Raw genomic sequence first — 5,065 nt, 5'->3', positions numbered from 1 at the left:
TCTCTCCGCTCTCTCCGCTCTCTCCGCTCTTCACCCGCCCCGCCCCCCGCCCGGCTAGCTTCCCGGCCCCCACGCCCCCGCCCGATGCCGCTCGTCCACGACTCGCCCGACCTCGCCGCCGTCCGCGAGCGGCTCCTCGCCGCCGACCGGGTCGTCATGACCACGCACACCCGGCCGGACGGCGACGCGCTGGGCACCGAGATCGCGGTCGCGCGGGCGCTCCTCGCGCTCGGCAAGACGGTCACGGTCCTCAACGCGGACCCCGCCCCGCGCACGCTCGACTGGCTCGTCGAGGAGCAGCCTGAGGGCCTCGTACAGACCTACGAGTCCGGCAACCTCGCCCAAGCCACGGCCGTCGCCGAGGCCGACGTGCTCCTCGTCTGCGACACGAACGCGGGGCACCGCATGGGCGACACCGAGGCCCCGTTCCGTCAGGCCGGCAAGCCCGTCCTCCTGCTCGACCACCACCCCGACCCCGAGGGCTGGTTCGACACGGCCTGCGTGCGGACCGACGCGGCGGCGGCGGCCGAGATCGCCTACGACCTCATCGTCGGCATCGACCCGGAGCTCGTGGACCGGGCCGTCGCGACGGCCCTCTACGTCGGCATCATGACCGACACGGGCTCGTTCCGCTACGGGGCGACCACGCCGCGCACGCACGCCATCGTGGCCGACGTGCTGGAGCGGGGCGACCTCCGGCCCGAGCCCATCCACGTCGCCATCTTCGACGGGCGCAGCCGGGGCGGGTTGGCGCTCCTGGGGACGGCGCTCGGCACCATCCAGACGCACTACGGCGGGCGCCTCGCGACCATGTTCGTGACCGGCGACATGATCCGCCAGACGGGCGCGCTCTTCGACGAGACCGAGGGGCTCATCAACTACGCGCTCGGGCTCGACGGCGTGGTCGCCGCGGCCATCTTCCTCGACATCCCGAGCGGGGTCAAGATCTCGTTCCGCTCCAAGGGCGACGTCCCCATCAACGGCTGGGCGAACCAGTTCGGCGGCGGCGGCCACGCCAACGCCTCGGGCGCGTTCGTCAAGAACGGCCAGCTCAAGCGGACCATGAAGGAGGTCGTCGACGCCGCCCCGCCCCACGTGACGGCCCACCCCGAGGCCGCCGAGTCGGGCGAGATGTCGGCGGACGACCTCGCGCTGCTCGCCCAGTTCAAGGGGTCGTTGGGGTGAAGAGCCCCCGCGCCGTCCTGATCGCCGGGCCGAACGGGGCTGGAAAGACCACGTTTGCCCGGGACTACCTGCCCGGAGAGGCGGAGGACCTGCGGTACCTCAACGCCGACCTTATCGCGGCGGGGCTCTCGCCGTTCGACCCCGACCGCGCCGCGCTCCGGGCGGGGCGGCTCCTGCTCGCGCTCGTCGACGAGGCGGTAGCGCGGCGCGAGAGCTTTGCAGTCGAGACGACGCTGAGCGGGCACGGGTACGCCCGGGCCGTCCCGGCGTGGCAGGCCGCCGGCTACCGCGTCACCCTGATCTTCCTCGCCCTCCGCAGCGTAGACACCGCCATCGCCCGCGTCGCCGAGCGCGTCCGCCAGGGCGGCCACGACATCCCGGTCCCAACGATCCGCCGCCGGTTCGACGCGGGGCGGCGGAACTTCGACACGGTGTTCAAACCGCTCGTCGACGACTGGGCGCTGTTCGATACCTCCGGCTCCGCCCCCATTCTCCTCGATCAATCAGCGTAATGACCTCTAACGACGTGCCTCCCGCCAGCTCTCCACCCTCAGAGGACGTCCAGCGGATGCTCGCCGCCCTCCAGCGGTCGGCCGCGCGAGCCCGCCGCGTCGCGGCGCAGACGGGCACGCGGCTCATCGTCGTCCGCGACGGCGAGCTCGTCGCCGAGCCTGTCTCGCCCGCCGACCTTCCCACCCCGCCCGGGCCGCCGCCCGACCACCCCGCCCCCTCACCCAACCGTTCCTCATGACCGACCTCGTCTCCGGCCCGCTCGCCGGCCTTTCCTGCGACCTCCTCGTGCTGCCCGTCGACGAGGGCGGGGTGGCGGCGTGGGCCGACGCGTTCGGCGGCGCCTTCGAGACGGCGCTCGCCGACGCCCGCACCGCGAAGGGCGCGGCCGTGCTGATCCCCGGCGGCAGCGGCCCGCGCCGCGTCGCCGTGGTCGACGCGCGCACGCCGGACGGCCTGGAGCGCTGGCGGTGGGCGGCCGCCGAGGGCGCGCGCGCGGCGGCGCGCGTCGAGGCCGAGCGCGTCGTCGTGGCCACCCCGCCCGGCGCGGGCGCCGACGTGTCGGCCGCGCTCGTCGAGGGGTTCCGCCTGGGCGCCTACCGCTTCGACCACTACCGGACGGCGGCCGCCCCGCCCGCCGCGTCGCTCGCGCTGTGGTCCGAGGGCGTGGTGGACGACCTGGGCGGGGCGGTCGAGCGCGCCGACGTCCGCGCCGACGTCACGAACCGGGCGCGCGACTACGTCAACCTGGCGCCTGACGAGAAGATGCCGGCCGACCTGGCGGACCTGGTCGCGGCGGACGCCGAGGCCGTCGGGCTCCGCGTCGAGGTGTGGGACAAAAGCCGGATCGAGGAGGAACAGATGGGCGGCCTGCTCGGCGTCAACCGCGGCAGCCTCGACCCGCCCCGGTTCGTGGTCCTGGAGTGGGCGCCGGAGGGGCACGCGGACGACGACCCCGTGGTCCTCGTCGGCAAGACGGTCACGTACGACACGGGCGGCCTCTCGCTGAAGCCGACCAAGAACTCGATGGACAAGATGAAGGCGGACATGGCGGGCGGGGCGGCCGTCGCGGGCGCGCTCCTCGGCGCGGCGCGGCTGAAACTGCCCCTCCGCGTCATCGGCCTCCTGCCCATGTCGGACAACCGGCCCGGCGGCCGCGCCTACGTCCCGGGCGACGTGCTCACGATGCATTCGGGCGCGACGGTCGAGGTGATGAACACGGACGCCGAGGGCCGCCTGCTCCTGGCCGACGCCCTCAGCTACGCCCGCACGTACACGCCCCGCTGGGTCCTCGACGCGGCCACGCTGACGGGCGCGCAGGGCGTGGCGCTGGGCGAGCGCGTGGCGGCCGTCGTCACGCGCGTGGGGGAGGAGGCGCTCGCCGAGCGCGTCCGCGCCGCCGGCGACGCGACGGGCGACCTCGCGTGGCCGCTCCCGCTCTACCCGCACTACCGCGACCAGCTCAAGAGCGACGTGGCCGACCTCTCGAACGTGGGCGGGGCGATGGCCGGCACGATCACCGCCGCCGCCTTCCTCGAACACTTTACGCACGCCGACGACGAGGGCGGGGCGGCCAACGAGAACGGCGCGGGCGGGGCGGACGACGCTCCGGCGTTCCCGTGGGTCCACCTCGACCTCGCGCGCCCGGCCTTCCTGGACTCGGCCTACGGCTACCGCCCGAAGGGCGGCACCGGCTTCGGCGTCCGCCTCCTCCTCGACCTCCTGACCAATGACGCCGAGCCGACCGCGTAGCGCGCGCCGCGAGGGGCAGGGGAGACCGCCCCGCCCCGCCTTGTTTGGTGCTCTAGCTGAAAGGCGCAATGGGTTGCGCGCCTTGATGATAATCGCGTTCGGCTTGGGCATCGCTGGATGCGAACAGGCCGAAGAGGCGCCCTCGCCCGGCGGGTTCTCGAACCCCGAGGTGGTGACGCCAGCCGAAGTCCCGCCCTCAGCCGGCGAGGCCGACACGGCGGCCGCCCCGCTCGTCCTTCCACCCGCCGCCCCGCCCGACGAGCAGCCGTGACGCGCCCGCTCCTCGCGCTCACGCTGGGCGATCCCAACGGGATCGGCCCCGAGGTCGTCCTAAAAGCGGCTCGTGACGACCGCGTCCGCGAGGCGGCGCGCGTGGTGGCGGTGGGGAGCGCGACCGTGCTGGCGGATCAGGCCGAGCGGCTGGGGCTGGGGCCAGTCCACGCGGTGCAGGATCCCGCCGTGGCCGCCCCGCCCGGCGCCCTCGCCGTCCTCGACACCGGCGGACCCGGCGCGGGCGGGGCGGCTTACGCCTGGGGCGAGACGACGGCCGCGGGCGGGGCGCAGGCGATGGCGGCCGTCGCCCGCGCCTGCGACCTCTGCCTGGGCGGACTCGGCGCGGGCGGACCCGAAGCGGGCGGGGCGGTCGACGGCATGGTGACGGCCCCGCTCTCCAAAGAGGCCATCCACCTCGCGGGCTACGACTTCCCGGGCCACACCGAGTTTCTGCAGGCGTGGACCGGCGCTGAGACGGTCGTGATGGTGCTGGCGTCGGAGACCGAGCGGGGGCCGCTGCGCGTGGCGCTCGTCACGATCCACGTCCCGATCTCGGCCGTCCCCAGGCTCGTCACGCGCGGGCGCATCGCGGACGTGTGCCGGACGCTCGCCGCCGCGCTCCGCCGCGACCTGGGCGTCGAGACCCCGCGCCTCGCCGTCCTTGGCCTGAACCCACACGCGGGCGACGGTGGCGTGATCGGGGGCGAGGAGGCGGCCACGATCCGCCCCGCCCTCGGCGCCCTCCGCGCGGACGGCCTCGACGTGGCCGGCCCGTTCCCGGCCGACGCCTTCTTCGGCCGCGCCGCGTGGTCCCGCTTCGACGCGGTCGTGGCCATGTACCACGACCAGGGCCTCGCCCCGTTCAAGGCGATCGCGCAGGGCGCCGGCGTCAACGTGACGCTCGGGCTCCCCATCGTCCGCACGAGCCCCGACCACGGGACGGCCTTCGATCTGGCGGGGCGGGGCGGACCCCAAGGGGGCGGGGCGGACCCGGGCTCAATGGTGGAGGCCGTGCTGCTGGCAGCGCAGATGGCGCGGCGGAGGATGGGGGGATAGGAATGAGGCGCGCGGGCGGGGTGGTGCCGGTTTTGTTCCGCCCCGCCCACGCGGCAGACGAGGGCGGGGCGGTCGGAGACGGACGCCGGGGGTGAGACAAGGCGGCGGCAGTTCCCCTCTTGGTCAGGAGGGGCTAGGGGTGGTGTACGACGTGGGCGGGGCGGTCGGGGAAGGCGCCGCGCCGCCGGTCACCGCCCCGCCCGTTACGCCCGCCCGGGCGCCGCGGCCCGACGGCGTTGCATGCAACGCCGCTACGACACCGCCCCGCCCACGGTACAGGCGGGGCGGC

The 5,065-nt window shown here is 75.1% G+C and carries 6 protein-coding genes; all 6 read left to right on the top strand.

The genetic code is table 11. The features are described 5' to 3' along the window. Positions 1 to 84: 84 nt before the first annotated feature. Entirely contained in the window at positions 85 to 1,185 is a 1,101-nt protein-coding gene (locus RM540_RS15985; RefSeq protein ID WP_311665971.1) for a DHH family phosphoesterase, read from the top strand. Further along, complete coding sequence (locus RM540_RS15980; protein ID WP_311665969.1) at positions 1,182 to 1,697, top strand: ATPase; 516 nt, start codon at positions 1,182 to 1,184, stop codon at positions 1,695 to 1,697. The genes RM540_RS15985 and RM540_RS15980 overlap by 4 nt, the downstream gene beginning before the upstream one ends. Next, positions 1,697 to 1,936 (top strand): hypothetical protein, encoded by a 240-nt coding sequence (locus RM540_RS15975; RefSeq protein ID WP_311665967.1) that lies wholly within the window; start codon positions 1,697 to 1,699, stop codon positions 1,934 to 1,936. The genes RM540_RS15980 and RM540_RS15975 overlap by 1 nt, the downstream gene beginning before the upstream one ends. Then, on the top strand, positions 1,933 to 3,447 hold the full coding sequence (locus tag RM540_RS15970) for a leucyl aminopeptidase family protein (RefSeq protein ID WP_311665965.1): 1,515 nt from the start codon (positions 1,933 to 1,935) through the stop codon (positions 3,445 to 3,447). Before RM540_RS15975 ends, RM540_RS15970 begins: the two co-directional genes overlap by 4 nt. 85 nt (positions 3,448 to 3,532) lie before the next feature. Beyond that, positions 3,533 to 3,718, top strand: a complete 186-nt coding sequence (locus RM540_RS15965) for a hypothetical protein (protein ID WP_311665963.1) — start codon at positions 3,533 to 3,535, stop codon at positions 3,716 to 3,718. Beyond that, positions 3,715 to 4,776, top strand: a complete 1,062-nt coding sequence (gene pdxA, locus RM540_RS15960; protein WP_311665961.1) for a 4-hydroxythreonine-4-phosphate dehydrogenase PdxA — start codon at positions 3,715 to 3,717, stop codon at positions 4,774 to 4,776. Before RM540_RS15965 ends, pdxA begins: the two co-directional genes overlap by 4 nt. Positions 4,777 to 5,065 lie beyond the last annotated feature (289 nt).

This window comes from Rubrivirga litoralis (assembly GCF_031846415.1).
Taxonomy (GTDB): domain Bacteria; phylum Bacteroidota; class Rhodothermia; order Rhodothermales; family Rubricoccaceae; genus Rubrivirga; species Rubrivirga litoralis.
Note: the sequence above shows the minus strand (reverse complement) of the source record. Positions and strands in the feature narration are given on the sequence as shown.